Source organism: Pseudomonas peli, from assembly GCF_050563605.1.
Classification (GTDB): Bacteria; Pseudomonadota; Gammaproteobacteria; order Pseudomonadales; family Pseudomonadaceae; genus Aquipseudomonas; species Aquipseudomonas peli_A.
Genome location: NZ_JBNXUH010000018.1, coordinates 17,575 through 38,329 on the forward strand (window position 1 = coordinate 17,575; position 20,755 = coordinate 38,329).

General features: G+C 58.5%; 22 protein-coding genes and 1 pseudogene. 22 read left to right on the top strand and 1 reads right to left on the bottom strand.

Annotated elements, in window-relative coordinates; genetic code table 11:
- Positions 1-10: 10 nt before the first annotated feature.
- Entirely contained in the window at positions 11-1,390 is a 1,380-nt protein-coding gene (locus tag ACQ4LH_RS17660; protein WP_430698414.1) for an L-serine ammonia-lyase, read from the bottom strand.
- Between the two features lie 336 nt (positions 1,391-1,726).
- Here ACQ4LH_RS17660 and ACQ4LH_RS17665 point away from each other — a divergent pair, with 336 nt between their 5' ends.
- The 22 genes and pseudogenes from ACQ4LH_RS17665 to ACQ4LH_RS17770 all read left to right on the top strand — a co-directional run.
- Complete coding sequence (locus ACQ4LH_RS17665) at positions 1,727-2,656, top strand: choline ABC transporter substrate-binding protein (RefSeq protein WP_430698430.1); 930 nt, start codon at positions 1,727-1,729, stop codon at positions 2,654-2,656.
- Positions 2,657-3,320: 664 nt separating this feature from the next.
- On the top strand, positions 3,321-4,526 hold the full coding sequence (locus ACQ4LH_RS17670; RefSeq protein WP_305592774.1) for a quaternary amine ABC transporter ATP-binding protein: 1,206 nt from the start codon (positions 3,321-3,323) through the stop codon (positions 4,524-4,526).
- Complete coding sequence (locus ACQ4LH_RS17675) at positions 4,519-5,400, top strand: ABC transporter permease (RefSeq protein WP_305592773.1); 882 nt, start codon at positions 4,519-4,521, stop codon at positions 5,398-5,400. Before ACQ4LH_RS17670 ends, ACQ4LH_RS17675 begins: the two co-directional genes overlap by 8 nt.
- 32 nt (positions 5,401-5,432) lie before the next feature.
- Positions 5,433-6,377, top strand: coding sequence for a choline ABC transporter substrate-binding protein (locus ACQ4LH_RS17680; RefSeq protein ID WP_430698415.1), 945 nt, complete (start codon positions 5,433-5,435; stop codon positions 6,375-6,377).
- A 242-nt stretch (positions 6,378-6,619) separates the two neighbouring features.
- On the top strand, positions 6,620-7,480 hold the full coding sequence (locus tag ACQ4LH_RS17685) for a glycine betaine ABC transporter substrate-binding protein (protein WP_430698416.1): 861 nt from the start codon (positions 6,620-6,622) through the stop codon (positions 7,478-7,480).
- A 284-nt stretch (positions 7,481-7,764) separates the two neighbouring features.
- Positions 7,765-8,607 (top strand): hypothetical protein, encoded by an 843-nt coding sequence (locus tag ACQ4LH_RS17690; RefSeq protein WP_430698417.1) that lies wholly within the window; start codon positions 7,765-7,767, stop codon positions 8,605-8,607.
- Positions 8,582-9,334: a hypothetical protein gene (locus tag ACQ4LH_RS17695; protein WP_430698418.1), complete on the top strand. Its 753-nt coding sequence runs from the start codon at positions 8,582-8,584 to the stop codon at positions 9,332-9,334. The genes ACQ4LH_RS17690 and ACQ4LH_RS17695 overlap by 26 nt, the downstream gene beginning before the upstream one ends.
- Before the next feature lie 106 nt (positions 9,335-9,440).
- Positions 9,441-10,403, top strand: coding sequence for an SH3 domain-containing protein (locus tag ACQ4LH_RS17700; RefSeq protein WP_430698419.1), 963 nt, complete (start codon positions 9,441-9,443; stop codon positions 10,401-10,403).
- 438 nt (positions 10,404-10,841) lie between these two features.
- On the top strand, positions 10,842-11,015 hold the full coding sequence (locus ACQ4LH_RS17705) for a DUF2986 domain-containing protein (protein WP_430698420.1): 174 nt from the start codon (positions 10,842-10,844) through the stop codon (positions 11,013-11,015).
- A gap of 40 nt (positions 11,016-11,055) precedes the next feature.
- Positions 11,056-11,361: a cupin domain-containing protein gene (locus ACQ4LH_RS17710; protein ID WP_430698421.1), complete on the top strand. Its 306-nt coding sequence runs from the start codon at positions 11,056-11,058 to the stop codon at positions 11,359-11,361.
- A 46-nt stretch (positions 11,362-11,407) separates the two neighbouring features.
- Positions 11,408-11,983: a nucleotidyltransferase family protein gene (locus ACQ4LH_RS17715; protein ID WP_430698422.1), complete on the top strand. Its 576-nt coding sequence runs from the start codon at positions 11,408-11,410 to the stop codon at positions 11,981-11,983.
- The gene (locus tag ACQ4LH_RS17720) at positions 11,980-12,438 is read left to right on the top strand and encodes a hypothetical protein (RefSeq protein ID WP_430698423.1); all 459 of its coding nucleotides are present in this window, start codon (positions 11,980-11,982) and stop codon (positions 12,436-12,438) included. The genes ACQ4LH_RS17715 and ACQ4LH_RS17720 overlap by 4 nt, the downstream gene beginning before the upstream one ends.
- A gap of 108 nt (positions 12,439-12,546) precedes the next feature.
- A complete protein-coding gene (locus ACQ4LH_RS17725) occupies positions 12,547-13,242 on the top strand; it encodes an esterase/lipase family protein (RefSeq protein WP_430698424.1) in 696 nt (231 codons plus the stop codon).
- Positions 13,243-13,270: 28 nt separating this feature from the next.
- Positions 13,271-14,245 (top strand): endonuclease/exonuclease/phosphatase family protein, encoded by a 975-nt coding sequence (locus ACQ4LH_RS17730; RefSeq protein ID WP_430698425.1) that lies wholly within the window; start codon positions 13,271-13,273, stop codon positions 14,243-14,245.
- A gap of 71 nt (positions 14,246-14,316) precedes the next feature.
- Positions 14,317-14,625: an NIPSNAP family protein gene (locus tag ACQ4LH_RS17735; protein ID WP_305592764.1), complete on the top strand. Its 309-nt coding sequence runs from the start codon at positions 14,317-14,319 to the stop codon at positions 14,623-14,625.
- A 27-nt stretch (positions 14,626-14,652) separates the two neighbouring features.
- Positions 14,653-15,195 (top strand): DinB family protein, encoded by a 543-nt coding sequence (locus ACQ4LH_RS17740; protein ID WP_430698426.1) that lies wholly within the window; start codon positions 14,653-14,655, stop codon positions 15,193-15,195.
- A gap of 32 nt (positions 15,196-15,227) precedes the next feature.
- Complete coding sequence (locus tag ACQ4LH_RS17745) at positions 15,228-15,464, top strand: helix-hairpin-helix domain-containing protein (RefSeq protein WP_397491508.1); 237 nt, start codon at positions 15,228-15,230, stop codon at positions 15,462-15,464.
- Positions 15,461-16,150 carry an L-2-amino-thiazoline-4-carboxylic acid hydrolase gene (locus ACQ4LH_RS17750; protein WP_430698427.1) on the top strand — a complete coding sequence of 230 codons (690 nt, stop codon included), beginning with the start codon at positions 15,461-15,463 and terminating at the stop codon, positions 16,148-16,150. Before ACQ4LH_RS17745 ends, ACQ4LH_RS17750 begins: the two co-directional genes overlap by 4 nt.
- A gap of 135 nt (positions 16,151-16,285) precedes the next feature.
- Positions 16,286-16,876 carry a transcriptional regulator BetI gene (betI, locus tag ACQ4LH_RS17755; RefSeq protein WP_170049305.1) on the top strand — a complete coding sequence of 197 codons (591 nt, stop codon included), beginning with the start codon at positions 16,286-16,288 and terminating at the stop codon, positions 16,874-16,876.
- Positions 16,877-17,060: 184 nt separating this feature from the next.
- Positions 17,061-18,533 (top strand): betaine-aldehyde dehydrogenase, encoded by a 1,473-nt coding sequence (gene betB / locus ACQ4LH_RS17760; RefSeq protein ID WP_430698428.1) that lies wholly within the window; start codon positions 17,061-17,063, stop codon positions 18,531-18,533.
- A 96-nt stretch (positions 18,534-18,629) separates the two neighbouring features.
- Entirely contained in the window at positions 18,630-20,318 is a 1,689-nt protein-coding gene (gene betA, locus ACQ4LH_RS17765) for a choline dehydrogenase (RefSeq protein ID WP_430698429.1), read from the top strand.
- Positions 20,319-20,532: 214 nt separating this feature from the next.
- A pseudogene (locus ACQ4LH_RS17770) lies at positions 20,533-20,755 on the top strand (arginine--tRNA ligase); the annotation flags it as partial.

A 20,755-nucleotide genomic window follows, 5' to 3' on the forward strand; every position in this document is an offset into this window, starting at 1 on the left:
AAACAGGCGCTCAACATTCAACAGCGCTAACTGCCAACCCGCCGCGCGAGGTTTCCTTGTACTTGTCATGCATATCGGCGCCGGTGTCGCGCATGGTGCGGATCACCCGGTCCAGCGAGATAAAGTGCTGGCCGTCACCGCGCAAGGCCATCTGTGCGGCGTTGATGGCTTTCACTGCGGCAATCGCGTTGCGCTCGATGCAGGGCACCTGCACCAGGCCGCCGACCGGATCGCAGGTCAGGCCAAGGTTATGTTCCAGGCCGATTTCGGCGGCGTTCTCCACCTGCTCGGGAGTCGCACCAAGAATCTCCGCCAGCCCCGCAGCCGCCATGGCGCAGGCCGAACCGACCTCGCCCTGACAGCCGACTTCGGCGCCGGAGATCGAAGCGTTCTTCTTGCACAGGATGCCGATGGCCGCTGCTGCCAGCAGATAGTCGACCACATTGGCTTCACTGACCGCCGGGCTGAAACGCACAAAGTAATGCAGCACCGCCGGAATAATCCCCGCCGCGCCATTGGTCGGCGCGGTAACCATGCGCCCGCCGGCGGCGTTTTCCTCGTTTACCGCCAGGGCGAACAGGTTGACCCACTCCATACCACTGAGGGTCGAGCCGATCACATTGGGTTTGCTCATTTCCTGCAGGCTGCGGTGCAGCTTGGCGGCGCGACGCTTCACGTTCAGTCCGCCGGGCAGAATGCCCTCGTGCTGCAAACCCTGCTCGACGCACTCGCGCATCGCCTGCCACAAACGCATCAAGCCGCTGCAGATTTCCGCCTCGCTGCGCCAGGCCTTTTCGTTGGCCATCATCAACTCGGAGACGCGCAGACCGTGCTCCTTGCACAGCTGCAGCAGCTGTTCGGCGCTGTTGAAGTCGTAGGGCAGTACGGTGTGATCCTGATCCAGCTGGCCGCTGGCGGCCTGCTCGGCGTCCACCACAAAACCGCCGCCCACCGAGTAATAGGTGTTTTCGTGCAGCAGGCTGCCATCGGCGGCGAAGGCACTGAGGGTCATGGCGTTGGGGTGATAGGGCAGGTTTTCATCCAGCAGCAGCATGTCGCGCTGCCAGTCGAAAGCGATGCTGACACGCCCGCCAAGCTGCAACTGGCCGCTGGCTAATAACTCAGCGATACGCGGTTCGATGCTGCTCGGGTTGACCTGATCCGGCCACTCGCCCATCAGCCCCATAATTACCGCGCGGTCGCTGCCATGGCCAACACCGGTGGCCGACAGCGAACCGTACAGGCGCACCTGCAGCCGCGCCGTGCGCTCCAGCAAACGCCGCTCGGCCAATGCGCCGCTGAACAGCGCCGCGGCGCGCATGGGCCCGACGGTATGCGAACTGGACGGGCCAATGCCGATCTTGAACAGGTCAAACACGCTGATAGCCACGACACTCTCCTGCACGATTGCTACATGCAGGCCATGATCAGGATTTCCCCACACCACCGTCGCCCCACACCGACCCGCCCATATCTAAATCCGTCAGCGCCGTAAGCGAACGCGACTTGTGCGACAGCGCGCAGTTTCAAGCGCCGCAGCAGCAATTCACGACAGCAGCGTTCTAGTTGCGACTTCACGCATAGGCAGCGGAGGAAATCTGTCGGCATGATCGCCGCGCCCATGGACCGGCCAGCCGCTGCTCGCCCTGCCCGCCCCGTGGCCGACTGCGTGCCTGCACTGGCGCGCCCTGTCACCGTAATCGGGAGAGGCTTGATGACACTGAATATGCGCGGCTGCCTGCTGGCAGCAGCCCTGAGCACACCACTACTGGCGCAGGCTGCTGAGCCGGCGCAGTGCGGGCTGATTCGCTTCGCCGATGTCGGCTGGACCGATATCACCGTGACCACCGCCGTCACCCGCCAGGTGCTCAGCGAGCTGGGTTACCGCACCCAGGTCAAACGCCTTTCCGTGCCGGACACCTACCAGGCCATGCAGGACGGCAAGATCGACGTGTTCCTCGGCAACTGGATGCCGAGCATGGAAAACGACATCAAACCCTACGCCGCCAACGGCTCGGTGAAGACCCTCGGCGCCAACCTCGAAGGGGCCAAATACACCCTGGCGGTGAATCAGGCCGCCTATGACGGCGGCGTAAAGAACTTCGCCGATCTTGCGCGCTTCAGCAAAGAACTGGGCGGCAAACTCTACGGTATCGAACCGGGCAACGACGGCAACAAACTGATCCAGCAGATGATCGACAAGAACGCCTTCGGCCTGGCCGGCTTCAGCCTGGTGGAATCCAGCGAGAACGGCATGCTGGCCCAGGTCAAACGCGCCGAACACCTCAAGCAATGGGCGGTATTTCTCGGCTGGGCGCCGCACCCGATGAACAACCAACTGCAGATGCATTATCTGGACGGCGGCGATGAGTTCTTCGGCCCCAACTACGGCGGCGCAACGGTGTACACCAACGTGCGCGCCGGCTTGGCCGAACAGTGCCCGAACGTTACCCAGTTGCTGCAGAACCTGCGCTTCAGCCTGAAGATGGAAAGCTACCTGATGGGCGCGATCCTCAATAAGAACACCAACCCTCGCCGCGAGGCCAAAGCCTGGCTGAAAGCCAACCCGCAGGCTCTGGCCAGCTGGCTGCAAGGTGTAACCAGACGCGACGGGCAGCCGCCAAAAGCCCCCGCGAGCCTGGCGGCGAATGACTAAATTTGAGTTTTTTCGATATCGCCACAGCCCGCGGGTCATCGTGGCTGTGGCCATTTAAAAAGCTGTAAACCACGGCCGGCGTGGCTTGCAGCCTTGGCATCGCGGGTAAAAAGTCTGTTATGGTTTTTTTAGTCAAAGGGCATGTCGCCGCGCAACACGTCAGAGTCGCAAACCGACAATTGCGACAGGCCGAAGACTATATCGTTGAGTCAGCCGATTTCGTCGCTGTCGCCTGAGCAGGGTCGACAGACCGGGAGCCCACAGCCCCGGACCGAAGAATATATAAGCGCTGGCTCACCACGCGATGGGTGCCAGCCCAACAAGAAATTTCGGATGTACGCGCACCTCGGGTCGAGGTGTGTAAAACCCAAGGATGGGACTTCGTAACACTGCCAGAGGGTTTGGAACGCGGTTTGCAGCACGGCACAGCAAGGTTGACTCGACAGTACGCCCCCATAGCGTCCATTGCCCACAAGGCAACTGGAGCGTTGCAGCGGTTGTGCCTGAGCGCCCTGAATGTGTTGCGCGGCAAGGCACGGACCCGACCCCGGAACCCAGTAAACCCACACAGGCAAGAACAGTCGGCATCACCGTACGTACGCCAGCTGGCGTAGGCGCGGTTCCGCAGCACTGATCTGGATGTCTACTGAAGGGGAATCATCCCATGCAGTCTGGAAAAATCGTCGTCGAAAACCTCTACAAGGTGTTCGGCGCAGAGCCACAAGAAGCCATCGACCTGCTCAAGCAGGGGTGGAGCAAGGAGCGGATTCTTGCGGAGAAAGGCGCGGTTATCGGCGTCAGCGACGTGTCCTTCAGCGTCGAGGAAGGTGAAATTTTCGTGCTGATGGGCCTCTCCGGTTCTGGCAAATCCACCCTGATTCGCCTGATCAACCGCCTGGTTGAACCCAGCGGCGGTAACGTCTACATCGACGGCCAGAACGTCGCCAAGATGCCCAAGGCGGAGCTTATCGATCTGCGCCGCCGCGACATGAGCATGGTCTTCCAGTCCTTTGCCCTGATGCCTTCGCGCAGCGTGCTGGACAACGCCGCCTTCGGCCTGGAAGTGGCCGGCAAGAGCAAGAAGGTGCGCGAAGAGCGCGCCATGCAGGTACTCAAGCAGGTTGGCCTGGACACCTTTGCGCACAAGATGCCGCATGAGCTGTCCGGCGGCATGCAGCAGCGCGTCGGCCTGGCCCGCGCCCTGGCGGTCGACCCGTCAATGATCATCATGGACGAGGCGTTTTCCGCCCTCGACCCGCTCAAGCGCCGCGAGATGCAGGATGTGCTGCTGGAGCTGCAAAAGACCGACCGCCGCACCATCATCTTCGTTTCCCACGACATCGAAGAAGCCATGCGCATCGGCACCCGCATCGGCATCATGGAAGGCGGCAAACTGGTTCAGGTCGGCACCCCGCAGGAGCTGATCGACAACCCCGCCAACGATTACGTGCGCAACTTCTTCAACACCGTCGACACCAACCGCTACCTCACCGCCGGCCAGCTGATGGCCGACAGCGTGCCCATCTACGTGCACAACGGCAAAGCACCGGATGCGCAGAAGGTCTGCCAGGAGCTGCAAGCGCTGGATAAGCACTACGCCTTTGTGGTCGACGAGCAGCACACCTTCCAGGGCTCCATCAGCCTGGAGCGCATCGCCCTGCTGGTCGAAGGCGGCGGCACCTGTGGCCTCGACGACCAGGTGCTCAAGTCAATCAAACCGATCCCCGAAGACCTGCCGTTGGACCAGGTAATTGAACGCCTGGTGGACAACGAAGGGCCGATCCCGGTGGTCGACAGCAATGGCCGCTACAGCGGCGCCATCAGCAAAGGTCGCCTGCTGACCCGCCTGCAGGGAGAGTTCCATGAGTGAGAAACAGCTCGACCTGGGCAGCTGGGTCAACGACGTGGTGCAGCACCTGCTGGACAACTACAGCGATGGCTTCGACAGCATCGGCGCAGTGGTCAACGGCTTCTCCGAAGGCATCGAATGGCTGCTCATGCTGCCACCGGCCTGGCTGCTGATCGCCATCTTTATCGGCCTCGGCCTGTGGCGCATCGGCTACAAGTTCGCCATCTTCACCGCCATCTCCTTCGTGCTGATCGTGCTTACCGGCTTCTGGGAACAGACCGTGGTCACCCTCGGCCTGACCTTCTCCGCCACGCTGATCAGCCTGCTACTCGGCATTCCCCTGGGTATCTGGGCGGCGCGCAGTGAGCGGGTGGCGACCATCATCCGGCCGATTCTCGACTTTATGCAGACCATGCCGGCGTTCGTTTACCTGATTCCCGCCGCCATGCTCTTCGGCCTCGGCCGCGTGCCGGGGATCATCGCCACGGTGATCTTCGCCATGCCACCGGCCGTGCGCCTGACCAACCTGGGCATCCGCCAGGTCAACAAAGAAATCATCGAAGCCGGCCAGTCCTTCGGCTGCACCCCGCGTCAGCTACTGTTCAAGGTCCAGCTGCCCAACGCCATGCCGTCGATCATGGCCGGGGTTAACCAGACCATCATGATGGCCCTGTCGATGGTGATCATCGCCTCGATGGTCGGTGCCGGCGGCCTCGGCAACGACGTACTGGCTAGCATCCAGCGCCTGGACATCGGCCTCGGTTTCGAAAGCGGCATGGCCGTGGTGTTGCTGGCGATCATTCTCGACCGCATCACGGAAAGTTTCGGTACCCCGCAAACCGCCAAACGCAGCAGCCTGTTCGGCTGGTTCAGCGGCAAACTTCAACGTCAGTAAGCCTTAGCTTTTGCCATCACAGGGAGTCGCAGATGAAAACGATTAAACAGCTCGCAGGTGTCGGCCTGCTCTCCGTGGCCATGTTGCAAAGCGCCTGGGCGCAGGAGCCGGAGAGTTGCAAGATGGTGCGCTTCGCCGAAATCGGCTGGGCCGACATCGCTGCCACCACCGGCGTCGCCATGACCCTCAGCGAAGGCCTGGGCTACCAGACGCGCAAAATCATGGCCTCCGTACCCATCGCCTTTACCGGCGTACAGAAAGGCCAGATCGACGTATTCCTCGGTTACTGGGCGCCCTCGATGGACGCGGTGATCGAGCCCTTCACCAAGGATGGCGGCGTCAAAGTACTGCCCAAAGCCAACCTCGAAGGCGCCAAATACACCCTCGCCGTGCCGACCTACGCTGCTGAAGCCGGGCTGAAAAGCTTTGCCGACATCGCCAAGTTCAAGGATCAGCTGGGCGGCAAGATCTTCGGCATCGAGCCAGGCAACGACGGCAACCTGCTGATCGACGGCATGATCAAGAGCAACCAGTTCGGCCTCGGCGAATTCAAGATGGTCGAGTCCAGCGAAGCCGGCATGCTGGTTCAGCTGCAACGCGCAGTGAAGAAGAATGAACCCGCCGTGTTCCTCGGCTGGGCACCGCACCCGATGAACACCCAGTTCGACATCACCTACCTGGAAGGCGGCGATGACGTGTTCGGCCCGGATTTCGGCGCCGCCAAGGTCTACACCGTAGTACCGGCGGATTACGAAGCACGCTGCGCCAACGTCGGCAAACTGCTGAACAACCTGCAGTTCACCGTGGAAATCGAAAGCCAGCTGATGGAAAAGGTTCTGGATAAACAGAACCCCACCACCGTCGCCAAAGAGTGGATCAAAGCCAACCCGGCAATCCTCGACCAGTGGCTGGCCGGCGTAACCACCTATGACGGCCAGGACGGCCTTGCAGCGGTGAAGAAACACCTCGGCCTGTAAGCCAAACACCGCGCCGCCCCAGGATCTGCGGGCGGCGCGGTTAGCGGATTCACCTATTTAGCAACTCAACCAGCGAGGCCACACGGCCATCGCCTGGTTTGCTGCACCCGCGATTTACCTCGCGGTACACAACCGGCCAGGACGACCGACAAGCAACACCAGCATGTTTACCCAGCTAGGCCCGCAAGAAGAACGCGCCAGTAACTCACTGAACTGCCACTCTCACTGACGGAGCACACCCTATGCGAAACCTGAAGAACCTCTGCCTGCAAAGCCTCGGCGTCGCCGCCCTGGCACTCGGCATGAGCAGCGCCATGGCGGCGGACAAAGCCACCCTGAAAATCGGCTACGTAAACGGCTGGGACGACAGCGTCGCCGCCACCCACGTAGCGGGTGAAATCCTCCAGAGCAAACTCGGCTACACCGTTGAATTGAAGGCCGTAGAACCGGCCATCATGTGGCAAGGCGTAGCCCGTGGTGACCTCGACGCCACCCTCTCCGCCTGGCTGCCCGCCACCCACGGCGAATACTTTGAAAAACTCAAAGACAAGGTCGAAGTGCTCGGCACCAACTACGCCGGCGCCAAAATCGGCCTGATCGTGCCTGACTACGTACAAGCCAAAACCATCGCCGACCTGCAAACCTACGCCAAAGACTTCGACGGCAAAATCACCGGCATCGACGCTGGCGCCGGCGTAATGCGCCGCGCCGAAGAAGCCATCAAGGAATACACCCTCACCGACATCAAACTGATGCCAAGCTCCGGCCCAGGCATGGCCACCGCTCTGACCCGTGCCGAGAAGGACAAGAAAGCCATTGTCGTCACCGGCTGGATCCCACACTGGATGTTCGCCAAATGGAACCTGCGCTTCCTCGAAGACCCGAAAAAAGTCTTCGGCGATGACGAACATGTCGACACCGTCGCCAACCCCAGCATCAACAGCAAAGCCCCAGAAGCCGCTGCCTTCCTGAAGAAATTCTCCTGGAGCGGTGAAGAAGTCGGCGCCGTGATGCTCGCCATCCGCGACGGGGCCAAACCGGAAGACGCCGCCAAAGACTGGATCAGCAAAAACCCAGAGCGCGTTGCTGAATGGCTTAAATAAGCCAAGGCAGCACCTCACTATAGAAGCGGGCTACGGCCCGCTTTTTTGTGCCTGCGAAATGGCGGCGGAGAATCCTCTAGACAGTGGGATAGGGGGCTGGATAGGGTTGGGGCATGGTGACAGGGGAACTAGCCCCGCTGTCGTCTAACCCCTTTCTAATCCTTCTGACTTGCGACATACAACGCGGGAGATAGAAGAATTGCAGTAGCCAGAAGGGCGTTATACGACAGATAAACGCGACACTGGTATATCGCATAATTAATAGCTATGTTTAAAGGAAAGTTATGAGTTTGCAGATGGATATTTCTTTCTGCTGTGAATGTGGGGAGGACATACACGAAATCGTCTACGTTCAAGACCCAGATTTTTCGGCAGAGAAAAACAGAGATAGTCAAACTGACTCTTGGCAGGAAGCATCTTGTCCATCCTGTGAGAAAGAACATATAGTTCAAGTCACCAACACGTTCTACGGTGCAACTGCATCCATTGACTATGGCTCCACGAATGTAAATTATGGAATGCCGTATTACCCTGAAAGCGAAACAGACGAACTCTACTGGTATATCGAAAGCAAAACTCACTACGAGATATTCCAGAGCCATATTAAAAGCGTCCGATCACTGTTAGACGTCGATGTTCCTTCTGATACGCTATTTAGTCTTTGGGTAATGCTACACGGCCATGTAGTTTCAGCCATTGAGGGCTATCTGGCTGGAACCTTTATCCATAAGGTGACGAACTCAGAAGAGCTTACACGCAAGCTAGTAGAGACGGATCCTGAGTTTTCTAATAGAACCTTCAGCCTAAAAGAAATATTTGAAAAGCAGTCAAACTTAAAAACCACAGTGGCAACATATCTTAAGGGGCTTATATTTCATGACCTTAAGAAAATCAAACCCATGTTCAAAGATGTGCTAGGCCATGAGTTCGGCGATATATCATGGCTATTTAGAGATGTTTTAAAACGCCATGACTGTGTACATCGCGCCGGTTATGACAAAGACGGTGAAGCAATTAATGTTTCAAAAGAGTCAATCTTGATATTGCTCAGAAATGTAGAAAACCTTGCTGCTTCTGTAGAGGAAACAGTGAATAAGCTAGATGAGCCAGATGATCTACCATTTTAAACATAACAACTGGTTCAAACCGTTCGCTGCGCTCACTGGGACGGGCCAAAGCCCGTCCCTTAACCAAACGTTAAAGCTCAAAACTACTGAAACCGAGACCTACGGAATGGCATGGGATTACGAAAGAAAAAAGGAAAAAGAAACAAAAATTCAAGGTGATATCGAAAATTATCTTCGCGAGGCTGGTTTAGACGAACCAAGCATCCAAACAACAGCGAAAGAATTTCTCGAAAAGGCCATTCGAGTATCACCTCCCGAAAAGGAAGAAGTGTTTATGCATATGGTTATCATGGCGCCCTCTGGGCGCGGTGGGGGCCGTAGCTCTAAAGCAGGAAATATTGAATTAAATATTCGCCTTCTGTTTGAGGCTGTTTCCGGTGGGGTGTTTACCGTAATCTCTGCAGCGCAGGCACCATGGGCAATACCTTTTGCCGCAATATTGCTATGGAATAGCATATGGAGAAATATGCAAGTAAGCCTCACAGAGGCAGAAGCAGTCACTCTATGGGCAATGTGGCAAGTTAAAGACTCAAACAAAAATGTCAAAGCTGAACATATTAAGGCTGCCGTAGATTCTCATGCTCAAAAATACCAGCGGCAGACTTTATCTGAGGCAGACATAAAGCATGCACTCCAAAATCTTAAGGAAATCGGTTGTATCAAGCAGGCTAAATCAGTAAGCAATACATGGAGGCTTTGCGAATACGTATCACCTTCTTACCGGTAAAGCTTTAACAACTGGTTCAAATCGTTCGCTTCGCTCACTGGGACGGGCTAAAGCCCGCCCCTTAACCAAACGTTAGATTTTACAGAAATTCTTGAAGCCCCCATAAATGACAAAAAAATTTATTAGTATCTTCGAACGACTGGATGAATTGCTCAAGCCGCATCGCGCACTCCAAGAGCAAATTGATCGAATTCTGGAACCTCAACGCCGCCTTCAAGAGAAAATAGATAAATTCTTGGAGCCGCAACTGCGATTTCAGAAGCAAATGGAGTATTTTGAGCCACATAGAAAGCTTCAAGATCAGATGCAGAGGTATCTCGAACCACATCAGCGGCTGCAAGAACAACTAGATAAATATCTTCAGCCTCAACGCCAGCTTCAAGTGCAGATAGATAAGTACCTAGAGCCTTATCGCCAAAGACAAGAGCAAATACACAAACACTTGGAGCCGCACCGCTTATTTGAAGACCAAGTAAGCAAGTACCTCAAGTCACTAAATAGATACCTGTCAGACCCTATGATGGATAACATCTCCATCAACAAGGATGGCGCGCTCTCCATTGCTGGCGAAGTGGTGGGTGTTGAGCAAGTAGAAAATACTGTAGCAGAGATATCTGGTGACTACTCAAGTCCCGAGGAGTTCTTCAATGCCTTCTTCAAGCTACTTGAGAAACTTGGCAATGCAGCTCGCGTCGCAGTTATCTACTTGGTATTTCCATATCTGCTCTCTATTGTCGCCAATCTCACCACCCCACTATATGAAGAATGGTGGAAAGAATATTCAGGAGGCGACCACCGAGTTGCAAAAAAAGAAATTATGCGAGAAGCCAATGAAGCTTATCTACCAGAGGAACTTAATGGATATCGCTTTGTGTACGCGACAATACTCCACGTTCGAAGCTCTGGAAGCATTAACTCTGAGATAATAGATGAGCTTTACCTAGGTAAGACAGTAAAAATTATCGATAAAGTTAAGCGCTGGTCTCATATTGAGTACCAAGGCTCTGACTCTGGAGAGCTAAAGCAAGGCTGGGTCTTCTCTAGATATCTAGAGAAATTTCAGGATTGAAATCTAACAACTGGTTCAAATCGTTCGCTTCGCTCACTGGGACGGGCTAAAGCCCGCCCCCTAAACCAAACGTCAGCCCTATGAAAAATAGATCACGTGGCTCAAGAAACTACCGAATCATCACCGCAGTGTTCGGGCTATTCTTCGTCGTGCTTGCGGTCGCAATTGTCGTTGTGTCTGACCGCACTGTCGGCCCCCTACTCGCCGCTGCGGTCATTAGCGTCTTGGGCATTGATGCCGTTGCCAGCGCATTCCGCAACAAGCCTTCGCTGCTTTCCCGTATCGGACCATTACCGTGACGACCATAGGCATGCGGCCCAAGAAGCTAAAGAGGTCGGAGTGGCTTATTTTTGATCTACTCAGATCCATCACACCGCTAGATAGCTCGCAAAACTCACTTTCTTTGCATACCACTATTAACCAACCCGGCCTAAATCCATGAACCGCCGCAAAAAAATCAAACAGCTGCTCGAAGCACACGCCAAAAAAGCCAACGCCAAATTGGCACCCAAGAAAAAGTCCACCTATATCAGCAAAGCCGACCGTTTAAAGCTGGCCGCTGAAGCCAGCCAAGATTCAATCGCTGAAACCAAAGACGCTCCCCAACCATAAATTCAATAAGCCGTGATGGACGACAAGGAAGACAGCCCACATGCCTGGCCAATACCCAAACAGAATCAAACAACTGCCCTTATTCGATGGCCGCTTTGACGCCTATAAGCTTGAGGCAAAAGACAGCACCGTTCTGTTTGCCTCCTACCCCGCCGGCACCTCCATCCCGTCGCACAGCCATGACACCGACAACCATGGCGTGATTACGCGTGGCGAATTGATCCTGAGCATGAATAACCAGACGATCCGGGTTGGCGTCGGCGAGTGGTATCACGTACCTGCAAACGTTGAGCACTCCGCTTTATTTGAGGTCGAGACGGATGAAGTTGAATTCTGGTTTGTGTAAGGCATAACACCCCGGAATAACCCTGCCGCCTTTTGTGTAGATCACCATGCAAGCAAAGTTTCGCGCCGACGTACTGCAGAACAGCCATAACGCACAGATCATTGAGCGCTGGGATGAGCTGAATCTCACGGATGGCTGGCTAGTCGCCGGCTGCCTTTTTCAGACGGTGTGGAATGTGCTTTCTGGGCAGCCGCCAGAGAGCAAGATCAAGGATTACGACTTCTTCTATTTCGACCCTACCGACCTGAGCGAAGGGGCTGAAAGCGCTGTGCAGCGTCATGTAGAAACAGTGCTGGCAGACCTGAGCATCACCGTGGAAGTCGCCAACCAGGCGCGGGTTCACCTTTGGTATGAAGAGCATTTCGGCCCCCCCTATGCAGCACTGAGTAGTGCCAAAGAGGGCATCGACCGCTTTCTGATACCGGGAACATGCGTTGGCATTAACCCCGATGAGGTCTACGCACCAAACGGCCTTGGGCTTTTGTATAAAGGAACCCTGACGCCAAACCCGCTTACGCCGCACAGAAGACTTTTTGCCCAGAAGGCCGCGTCCTATCAGCAGCGCTGGCCTTGGCTCAGCATCAGCGCTACTGAGCAGCCACTTCACGAGTTCAAAAAATGAACGGAACATTTCGCACGGACGCCATCGCAACGGCGATAGCTATAGCAGCAGTTACAGCGCTCACCCTGATCAAGGGCGATGTGCTCTTTATGGGGCTTTGGTATTACACCTTGGTGCTTCTTGGCACCTTTGCCCTTGCACGACTGGTTAAGCCAAAACCGTTATTTATCACTGGTGGCATAGTTGCAGCCTGCCTCTCATTCGGCGTGTACATCTACGCAAACTGGACACCTGCGCCCACCAACGACCTGCTTGGCCTCGGCCATTTATGCTCATTACCCGGAGCGGCTATTGGCCTTTTTATTGGTGCAGTTATCAGCCGGCGTGCAAAACAACAGAGCAGTACCGCCGCTTTTGTAGCCGGCATAAGCGGTTTCGGCTTGGGCTTTGCGGTTAATCAGGCAGTGCTCTGCTCTACCGTTTTGTCCTGTCGTGCGTTGCTGCCTTTCCTATGACTCGCGTCCACCGACACTGGAAAACTGGGGCGGCCTGGCGCTGACCAGAGCGTCGTAGCAAGACCAACAGCCTTTTTTCTAGCGCACTTTTTTGCAGAGTTAATCCACATGCGCCTCTCGCTTTATCTCTTGTTGTTTATCGCGCCGGCATCACTGGCCAATGAGTGCGTGGTGCTATTGCACGGCATGGGTCGAACCAGCTATTCGATGAATGCAATCGAAGACTCGTTAGCCAAAGAGCATTACACCGTCATCAACAACAGCTACCCGTCCACGGAACAAGACATTCAACAGCTGGCATCAGTGGTGGGGAATGGCATTGGTGAGTGTAAAAAGGCGGGGGCGCAGAGCATCCACTTTGTTACCCATTCTCTGGGCGGCATCTTGGTCAGGCAGTATTTTCAGGACAACGTCGTTGCCGAAGCCAAGCGGGTGGTCATGCTTGGCCCACCCAACCACGGCAGCGAGGTGGCAACGAATAAGAAAGACCAGTGGTGGTACAAAATGGCTACCGGTCCAGCCGGACAGCAGCTCGGCACGGAAGCCGACAGCACGCCCAACCAGCTTAAATCTATCCCTCTGGAGATCGGCATAGTTGCCGGCACGGAAAGCCTGGACCCATGGTTTGCAGGCGATTTGCCCAAGCCAAACGATGGCAAGGTTTCGGTGGAGAGCGCAAAGCTTGCTGAGATGAAGGACTTTATTACTGTTCCGCACAGCCATACGTTTATGGCCAATGCAGATGTTGTGACCAATCAGATCAAGCTGTTTCTGCAGCATGGTCATTTCAACCATGATCCCTAGCGAGTGTTGGCAGCGCGAACAATCGAATATGGCCACAACCAGCCAACCCGATAAGCCCAAGCCAAACCGCAGCGCCTTCTGGGCCAAGCGGGTTTATACCCTCGCGTTGCTTTGCCTACTCGGCCTGCTGCTACCGCTGCTCTCGCATTTGCTTGCCGACTCTGCAGGCGTGCTGGCCTGGCAGATCGACCTGGCCAGCCATTGGCAGTGGCTGTTCTTGTTCGGGCTTGTGGTGTTTGCCGGGTTGGCTTGTTGCCGTGATAAGCGCTGGGCCGTTTTGTTGTTGGCACTGCCGCTGCCCTGGCTGACGGCATCCGCGCCGGCACCGGCGGGCGATCCGCAGGCTCAGGTGTTTGCCGTGGCCAGTGCCAACGTCCATCTAGATAGTCGCAACACCGAGGCATTGGCGACCTGGTTGGCGCAGGAAAAGCCGGATGTGGTGGTGCTGCTGGAGGTTTCCCCGGTATATGCGCAAGGCTTAGGCACGCTGCGCGATTACCCCTTTCAACACGTCGTTGCCCAGGACAGTCCCTTTGGCATCGCCGTGCTGTCGCGCCATCCGCTGCAGCAGATCGAGGTGATCGAGGATGCGCAGGGGATTGCCCATATCGAGGCGCAGTTGCAGTGGCACGGCCAGCCGGTCGGGATTATCGCTCTGCACCCCATGCCACCGCTTTCACCGCAGTATCACAGCGTGCGTAACGCCAAGTTGGCGGCCCTGGCCCAGCGAGCTGCAGCCAGCGCCATACCGACGGTTTTAGCCGGCGACCTGAATGCCACGCCTTGGTCGTCGGCCTTTAGCGGGTTGGCGCAATTGGGTTTGCGCCGCGCCAGCGGTTTGGCCGCGACCTGGCCGGCCGTCTTGCGGGGCGTGCTCGGGCTGCCTATCGACCATGTGCTGGTCACGCAGCATTGGGCGGTGGCGGCGCGCAAAGTAGGCCCACAGCTGGGTTCGGATCATTTGCCGGTGCTGGTTCGCCTGGTGCCCGCGCTAGAGAAATAAAGGCGACAGGTTTACCTTGCCTGACCGCCTTCACCCGCACAGCAAGCCATTCCAATCATTGAGGGACCACCATGATCACCTGCCATATCCGCTATGTGCTCGACCCGCGCAAACTCAAGGAATTCGAGCATTACGGCAAGCTGTGGATTGCCCTGGTGGCGAAGTTTGGCGGCACGCATCACGGTTACTTTCTGCCCTCGGAAGGCGCCAACAATATCGGCCTGGCGATGTTCAGCTTCCCCAGCCTGGCGGAGTACGAGCAATATCGGCTGAAATCCTTTGCCGATGCCGAGTGCCTGGCGGCCTTTAAATATGCGGAAGAGACCCAGTGCGTGATCAGCTACGAGCGCACCTTTTTCCGCCCGGTATTTGATGCCTGACTGAACCTTAATTGCCGAGTTAAGCGCATGTCCCAGCTAGCCCACTTCCAGTTAATGGCCCGCTATAACGCGTGGATGAATGACAAGCTCTACGCGGCTGCCGGTCAGCTGTCGGCGCAGGCGCTGAGTGAGGATCGCGGGGCGTTTTTCCCGTCCATCCTCGCCACGCTTAACCATATTGCGCTGGCCGATATCATCTGGCTCAAGCGCTTTGCCGAGCACCCGGCCTGCGCTGAACTACGCGCGGCGATCAGCGATCTGCAACGGCCAGTGGCGCTGGATCAGCTGCTATTCGACACCCTCGCCCCGCTGCAGGCTTTGCGCGGCCGGCTGGATGGGCATATCAGCGACTGGGTAGCGGCGCTGACCGAGGCGGATCTGGAGCATGTGCTGGCCTACGGCAATATGAAGGGCGTGCCAGCGCAGCGGCCGTACGCCAGCCTGATGCTGCACTTCTTCAATCATCAGACCCACCATCGCGGCCAGGCCAGCACCCTGCTGCACCAGGCCGGGCAGGATATCGGCGTGACCGATTTACTGGCGCTGATTGCCGATGTAGACCCTCGCTAACGCGCACACAATCACGGGACAGGATGTCGCCCATGGCCTTTAACCAAACTGAACGCCTCAGCCTGCTCGCCATCAAGGGCGTTGGCCCCACCGTGATCAAGCGCTTCGAGGAACTTGGCATCGACTCCCTGGCGCAGCTGGCCACTTACCGGGCCGAGGATATCGCCGAGATGGTCGCCGCCATGCTTGGCAGCACCTGCTGGAAGAACAGCCCACAGGCCAAGGCCGCGCTGAATGCCGCCATCGCCAGAGCCAAAGACAGCCAATGAAGCCACTCGCCCTGCTGCTGATTTATCTCCCGCGCATCGCCTTTCGCCGGGCGGCGCAGGCGCAGCTGGGTGCTTGTTTGCCAGCGGCTACGGCAGCAGCGGTATGGGCCAGAACCCTGAACGTGCACAGCGAATTGCAACGCACGCGGGTGCGCCATTCGCCTGGGGTGAATCTGCTGCTGCGTTTTATGCAGTGGGATTGCGCGCTGTACCGCGCCCTGCAGGAGCAAGGCATTGCCCAGCAACAGGCCGGGCAATGGATCGAGCAGATCAACTGGCAGATCTTCGCCCCGGCCAGCGCCATGGCTTTCAAGATGTCGCGCCTGCGCAGCCGCCGCTTGCAGGCGCGCATCAAATGGCTGCTCGATGCGTTGTTCAGCCTGGTGTTTACCCGCCCTTTTCGCCGCACAAATCTGCCCGCCGTCGCTGGCGTGGCCTTTGATGTGCAGGTGTGTCCGCTGGCCAGTTACTTGCGCGACCAGGGTGTGCCGGAGCTGACCCACTTTGCCGCGTGCAGCCTGGATTACCGCATGGCCAGCGATTGGGGCGTGACGCTGCAACGTACGCAAACCCTCGCCGGCGGCGCGGCCTACTGCGATTTCCGCTTTAGCGTGCCACCCGGTCAGCTGATTGCTCGCGAAGGCGTGGGCGTCGATAAAACCGCCGCCGATCAGCCTGAAAACTAGCTCCGTCGGCCCTCGCGCAGCGGCATACCCCTGACCGACAGGTCATCTCTGGAACGTCATGTTTGATTGATCGTTCAACAATAACCGGCCTAGACTGCGCGCATTCCGGGGACGCCCCCATCGATGGAGAAGCAGATGCCCAAGGTCGGAATGCAACCGATCCGCCGCTCGCAATTGATCGCGGCCACCCTCGAAGCGGTTGATCAGGTCGGCATGAGCGATGCCAGCATCGCCTATATCGCGCGGATCGCCGGGGTCTCCAACGGCATCATCAGCCACTATTTCCGCGACAAGAACGGCCTGCTCGACGCCACCATGCGCCACCTGATGCAGGCGCTTAGCGATGCCGTGCGCGAACGCCGCGCCAGCTTGCCGCCGGACCAGCCGCGCGAACACCTGCGGGCGATGATTGAAGGCAACTTCGATGACAGCCAGGTCAACGGCCCGGCGATGAAAACCTGGCTGGCGTTCTGGGCCACCAGCATGCACCAGCCGGCGCTGCGGCGTTTGCAGCGGGTCAACGATCACCGCCTGTATTCCAACCTGTGCGGGCAGTTCAGCCGGGTGCTGCCGCAGGAGCAGGCGCGCACCGCTGCCCGGGGTCTGGCCGCGCTGATCGATGGTTTGTGGCTGCGCGGGGCGCTGTCCGGCGAGGGCTTCGACACCCGCCAGGCGATTGAAATCGCCTACGAATACCTCGACTTGCAACTGCTCAAGGCGCAATAGCCGCCCTCTTTTAAACAGCCCGAATGCCACCGCCGACACGCCCTGCGTGTCGCGTTTGGCTGTGCCCTGTCGTTTTTATTGATTGATCGTTCAATTAAGATAATTTAGCCTTGGGTCTATATTGCCTACACCGACGACCTGCGCCAGGCGGCTCGCGTCGACCACCGCACACGAGGAACGCGCCATGCCCCGCTTCGACGAACAGCAGCTCTTTATTGGCGGCCGTTATGTAACGGCCAGCAGCGGCGAGACCTTCGACAGCATCAACCCCGCCACCGGCGAAGTACTGGCCCGCGTACAGCGCGCCAGCCAGGCCGACGTGGAACTGGCTGTGGCCAGCGCCACCGAAGGCCAGAAGGTCTGGGCGGCGATGACCGCCATGCAGCGTTCGCGCATCCTGCGCAAGGCCGTCGACATTCTGCGTGAGCGCAACGATGAACTGGCCGAGCTGGAAACCCTCGACACCGGCAAACCGCTGAGCGAAACCCGCTACGTCGATATCGTCACCGGCGCCGACGTGCTGGAGTACTACGCTGGGCTGATTCCGGCCATCGAAGGCGAGCAGATCCCGCTGCGCGACACCAGCTTCGTCTACACCCGTCGCGAGCCGCTGGGCGTGGTCGCCGGTATTGGCGCGTGGAACTACCCGATCCAGATTGCCCTGTGGAAATCCGCCCCGGCCCTGGCCGCCGGCAACGCGATGATCTTCAAGCCGAGCGAAGTGACCTCGCTCAGCGCGCTGAAACTGGCGGAAATCTACAGCGCTGCCGGTGTGCCGGATGGCGTGTTCAACGTGCTCACCGGCAGCGGCCGTGAAGTCGGCCAGTGGCTGACCGAGCATCCGGGCATCGAGAAGATTTCCTTTACCGGCGGCACCGTGACCGGCAAGAAGGTGATGGCCAGCGCATCCAGCTCGTCGCTCAAGGAAGTGACCATGGAGCTGGGCGGCAAGTCGCCGCTGATCATCTTCGAAGACGCCGACCTCGACCGCGCCGCTGACATTGCAGTAATGGCCAACTTCTACAGCTCCGGCCAGGTCTGCACCAACGGCACCCGCGTATTCGTGCCGCGCATACTGCAGGCGCGCTTCGAGGCCAAGGTGGTTGAGCGGGTCAAACGCATCCGCCTCGGCGATCCGCTGAATGACGCCACCAACTTCGGCCCGCTGGTCAGCGCAGCCCATATGGACAGCGTGCTCGGCTATATCGAAAAAGGCCGCAGCGAAGGCGCGCGCCTGCTGATAGGCGGCAACCGCGTCACCGAGGGCGACTACGCCAAGGGCGCCTATGTCGCGCCAACCGTGTTCACCGACTGCAACGACGGCATGACCATCGTCCGTGAGGAAATCTTTGGCCCGGTGATGAGCATCCTGGTGTACGACACCGAAGAAGAAGTGATCCGCCGCGCCAACGCCACCGAGTACGGCCTGGCCGCCGGCGTGGTGACCCGCGACCTGAACCGCGCGCACCGGGTGATTCACAAGCTGGAAGCCGGTATCTGCTGGATCAACACCTGGGGCGAGTCGCCAGCGGAAATGCCAGTAGGCGGCTACAAGCAGTCCGGCGTCGGCCGCGAAAATGGCCTGACCACCCTGGCGCACTACACGCGGATCAAATCGGTACAGGTCGAACTGGGCGGCTACACCTCGGTGTTCTGACCCGCCCACGGATTTATCGCCGCCCCGTAGCCCGGATGCAATCCGGGAACAGTCACCGAGTTTTCCCCGGAGTACATCCGGGCTACAGGAGCTTTTATGCCCCAGGAATTCGACTACATCATCATCGGTGCCGGCTCGGCCGGTAACGTGCTGGCCACCCGCCTGACCGAAGACGCTGACGTCAGCGTGCTGCTGCTGGAAGCCGGCGGCCCGGATTACCGCCTGGATTTTCGCACCCAGATGCCCGCCGCCCTGGCCTTCCCCCTGCAAGGCCGGCGTTACAACTGGGCCTACCTGACCGAACCCGAGCCGCATATGAACAACCGCCGCATGGAGTGCGGGCGCGGCAAGGGCCTGGGCGGCTCGTCCCTGATCAACGGCATGTGCTACATCCGCGGCAACGCCATGGATTACGACGGCTGGGCCGAGGAAAAAGGCCTGGAAGACTGGAGCTATCTGGATTGCCTGCCGTATTTCCGCAAGGCGGAAACCCGTGATATCGGCGCCAATGCCTATCACGGCGGCGATGGCCCGGTGAGCGTGACTACGCCGAAGAACGGCAATAACCCGCTGTTCCACGCCATGATCGAAGCCGGCGTGCAGGCGGGTTACCCGCGCACCGACGACCTCAACGGCTACCAGCAGGAAGGCTTCGGCCCGATGGACCGTACCGTCACGCCCAAGGGCCGCCGTTCCAGCACCGCACGCGGTTACCTCGACCAGGCCCGCGAACGGCCGAACCTGACCATCGTTACCCACGCCCTCACAGACCGCATTCTGTTCAGCGGCAAACGCGCCAGCGGCGTGGCGTATCTGCTCGGCGACAACGACACACCGATCACCGTCAACGCGCGCCGTGAAGTGCTGCTGTGTGGCGGCGCGATTGCCTCGCCGCAGGTGCTACAACGCTCCGGCGTCGGCCCGGCGGCGCTGCTGCGTGAGCTGGACATTCCCTTGGTGCACGACCTGCCCGGCGTCGGCCAGAACCTGCAGGATCACCTGGAGGTGTATCTGCAATACGCCTGCAAGCAGCCGGTGTCGCTGTACCCGGCGCTGCAATGGTGGAACCAGCCGATGATCGGCGCCAACTGGCTGTTCCTCGGCAAGGGCATCGGCGCCAGCAACCAGTTCGAGGCCGGCGGCTTTATCCGCTCAAGTAGCGAGTTCGAATGGCCGAATATCCAGTACCACTTCCTGCCGGTCGCAATTAACTACAACGGCAGCAATGCGGTGAAGGAGCACGGCTTCCAGGCGCACATGGGCTCCATGCGCTCGCCGAGCCGTGGGCGCATTCAGGTCAAATCCAAGGACCCGCGCCAGCACCCAAGCATCCTCTTCAACTACATGGCCAGCGAGCAGGACTGGCGCGAGTTCCGCGATGGCATTCGCATCACCCGCGAAATCATGGCGCAGGCGGCGCTGGACCCCTATCGCGGACGCGAGATCAGCCCCGGTGCCGAGCTGCAGACCGACGCCGAACTGGACGCGTTTATCCGCGAACATGCAGAAACGGCCTACCATCCGTCGTGTTCCTGCAAGATGGGCGAAGACGACATGGCGGTGGTCGACGGCCAGGGCCGGGTGCATGGCGTGCAGGGTCTGCGGGTGGTGGATGCGTCGATCATGCCGCTGATCGTCACCGGCAATCTGAATGCGCCAACCATCATGATGGCCGAGAAGATCGCCGACAAAATCCGTGGTCGCGCCCCGCTGCCACGCAGCACCGCGCCGTATTTCGTCGCCGGCAATGCGGCAGTACGCGGCACGGCGCAGCGTTCTGCCTGATACGCCGCCCGCCTGAGCAAACGCCGCAGCGGTTTCGCCTCTGCGGCGTTTCTTTATAGAGGCCCGGCGCGGCGTGATCTGCAGCCCATCGCGGCGGCCTTTAGCCCGGCGAAACCACACGCTGCTTGAAGCTGCGGGCGAAGGGCGTCGATAATGCGCAGTTTTCAACCAGCGCCTTTGTGCGCCGCCGCCCCAACGGCCGACCGAGCAGACCATGAAAGACAGCATTCGCCACCTGATCCAGCAAGCCCTGACCCGCCTCACCGCCGACGGCGTGCTGCCGGAAGGCCTGAGCCCGGCCATTCAGGTGGAGAACACCAAGGACAAGACCCACGGCGACTTCGCCAGCAATATCGCCATGATGCTGGCCAAGCCGGCCGGCATGAAGCCGCGTGACCTGGCCGAGAAGCTGATTGCCGCGCTGTCGGTCGACGCCG

Excerpts from the sequence above, each read along its gene's own strand:
- ACQ4LH_RS17665 (WP_430698430.1), top strand. The coding sequence starts at position 1,727 with ATGCGCGGCTGCCTGCTGGCAGCAGCCCTGAGCACACCACTACTGGCG.
- ACQ4LH_RS17670 (WP_305592774.1), top strand. The coding sequence starts at position 3,321 with ATGCAGTCTGGAAAAATCGTCGTCGAAAACCTCTACAAGGTGTTCGGC.
- ACQ4LH_RS17675 (WP_305592773.1), top strand. The coding sequence starts at position 4,519 with ATGAGTGAGAAACAGCTCGACCTGGGCAGCTGGGTCAACGACGTGGTG.
- ACQ4LH_RS17680 (WP_430698415.1), top strand. The coding sequence starts at position 5,433 with ATGAAAACGATTAAACAGCTCGCAGGTGTCGGCCTGCTCTCCGTGGCC.
- ACQ4LH_RS17685 (WP_430698416.1), top strand. The coding sequence starts at position 6,620 with ATGCGAAACCTGAAGAACCTCTGCCTGCAAAGCCTCGGCGTCGCCGCC.
- ACQ4LH_RS17690 (WP_430698417.1), top strand. The coding sequence starts at position 7,765 with ATGAGTTTGCAGATGGATATTTCTTTCTGCTGTGAATGTGGGGAGGAC.
- ACQ4LH_RS17695 (WP_430698418.1), top strand. The coding sequence starts at position 8,582 with ATGAGCCAGATGATCTACCATTTTAAACATAACAACTGGTTCAAACCG.
- ACQ4LH_RS17700 (WP_430698419.1), top strand. The coding sequence starts at position 9,441 with ATGACAAAAAAATTTATTAGTATCTTCGAACGACTGGATGAATTGCTC.
- ACQ4LH_RS17705 (WP_430698420.1), top strand. The coding sequence starts at position 10,842 with ATGAACCGCCGCAAAAAAATCAAACAGCTGCTCGAAGCACACGCCAAA.
- ACQ4LH_RS17710 (WP_430698421.1), top strand. The coding sequence starts at position 11,056 with ATGCCTGGCCAATACCCAAACAGAATCAAACAACTGCCCTTATTCGAT.
- ACQ4LH_RS17715 (WP_430698422.1), top strand. The coding sequence starts at position 11,408 with ATGCAAGCAAAGTTTCGCGCCGACGTACTGCAGAACAGCCATAACGCA.
- ACQ4LH_RS17720 (WP_430698423.1), top strand. The coding sequence starts at position 11,980 with ATGAACGGAACATTTCGCACGGACGCCATCGCAACGGCGATAGCTATA.
- ACQ4LH_RS17725 (WP_430698424.1), top strand. The coding sequence starts at position 12,547 with ATGCGCCTCTCGCTTTATCTCTTGTTGTTTATCGCGCCGGCATCACTG.
- ACQ4LH_RS17730 (WP_430698425.1), top strand. The coding sequence starts at position 13,271 with ATGGCCACAACCAGCCAACCCGATAAGCCCAAGCCAAACCGCAGCGCC.
- ACQ4LH_RS17735 (WP_305592764.1), top strand. The coding sequence starts at position 14,317 with ATGATCACCTGCCATATCCGCTATGTGCTCGACCCGCGCAAACTCAAG.
- ACQ4LH_RS17740 (WP_430698426.1), top strand. The coding sequence starts at position 14,653 with ATGTCCCAGCTAGCCCACTTCCAGTTAATGGCCCGCTATAACGCGTGG.
- ACQ4LH_RS17745 (WP_397491508.1), top strand. The coding sequence starts at position 15,228 with ATGGCCTTTAACCAAACTGAACGCCTCAGCCTGCTCGCCATCAAGGGC.
- ACQ4LH_RS17750 (WP_430698427.1), top strand. The coding sequence starts at position 15,461 with ATGAAGCCACTCGCCCTGCTGCTGATTTATCTCCCGCGCATCGCCTTT.
- betI (WP_170049305.1), top strand. The coding sequence starts at position 16,286 with ATGCCCAAGGTCGGAATGCAACCGATCCGCCGCTCGCAATTGATCGCG.
- betB (WP_430698428.1), top strand. The coding sequence starts at position 17,061 with ATGCCCCGCTTCGACGAACAGCAGCTCTTTATTGGCGGCCGTTATGTA.
- betA (WP_430698429.1), top strand. The coding sequence starts at position 18,630 with ATGCCCCAGGAATTCGACTACATCATCATCGGTGCCGGCTCGGCCGGT.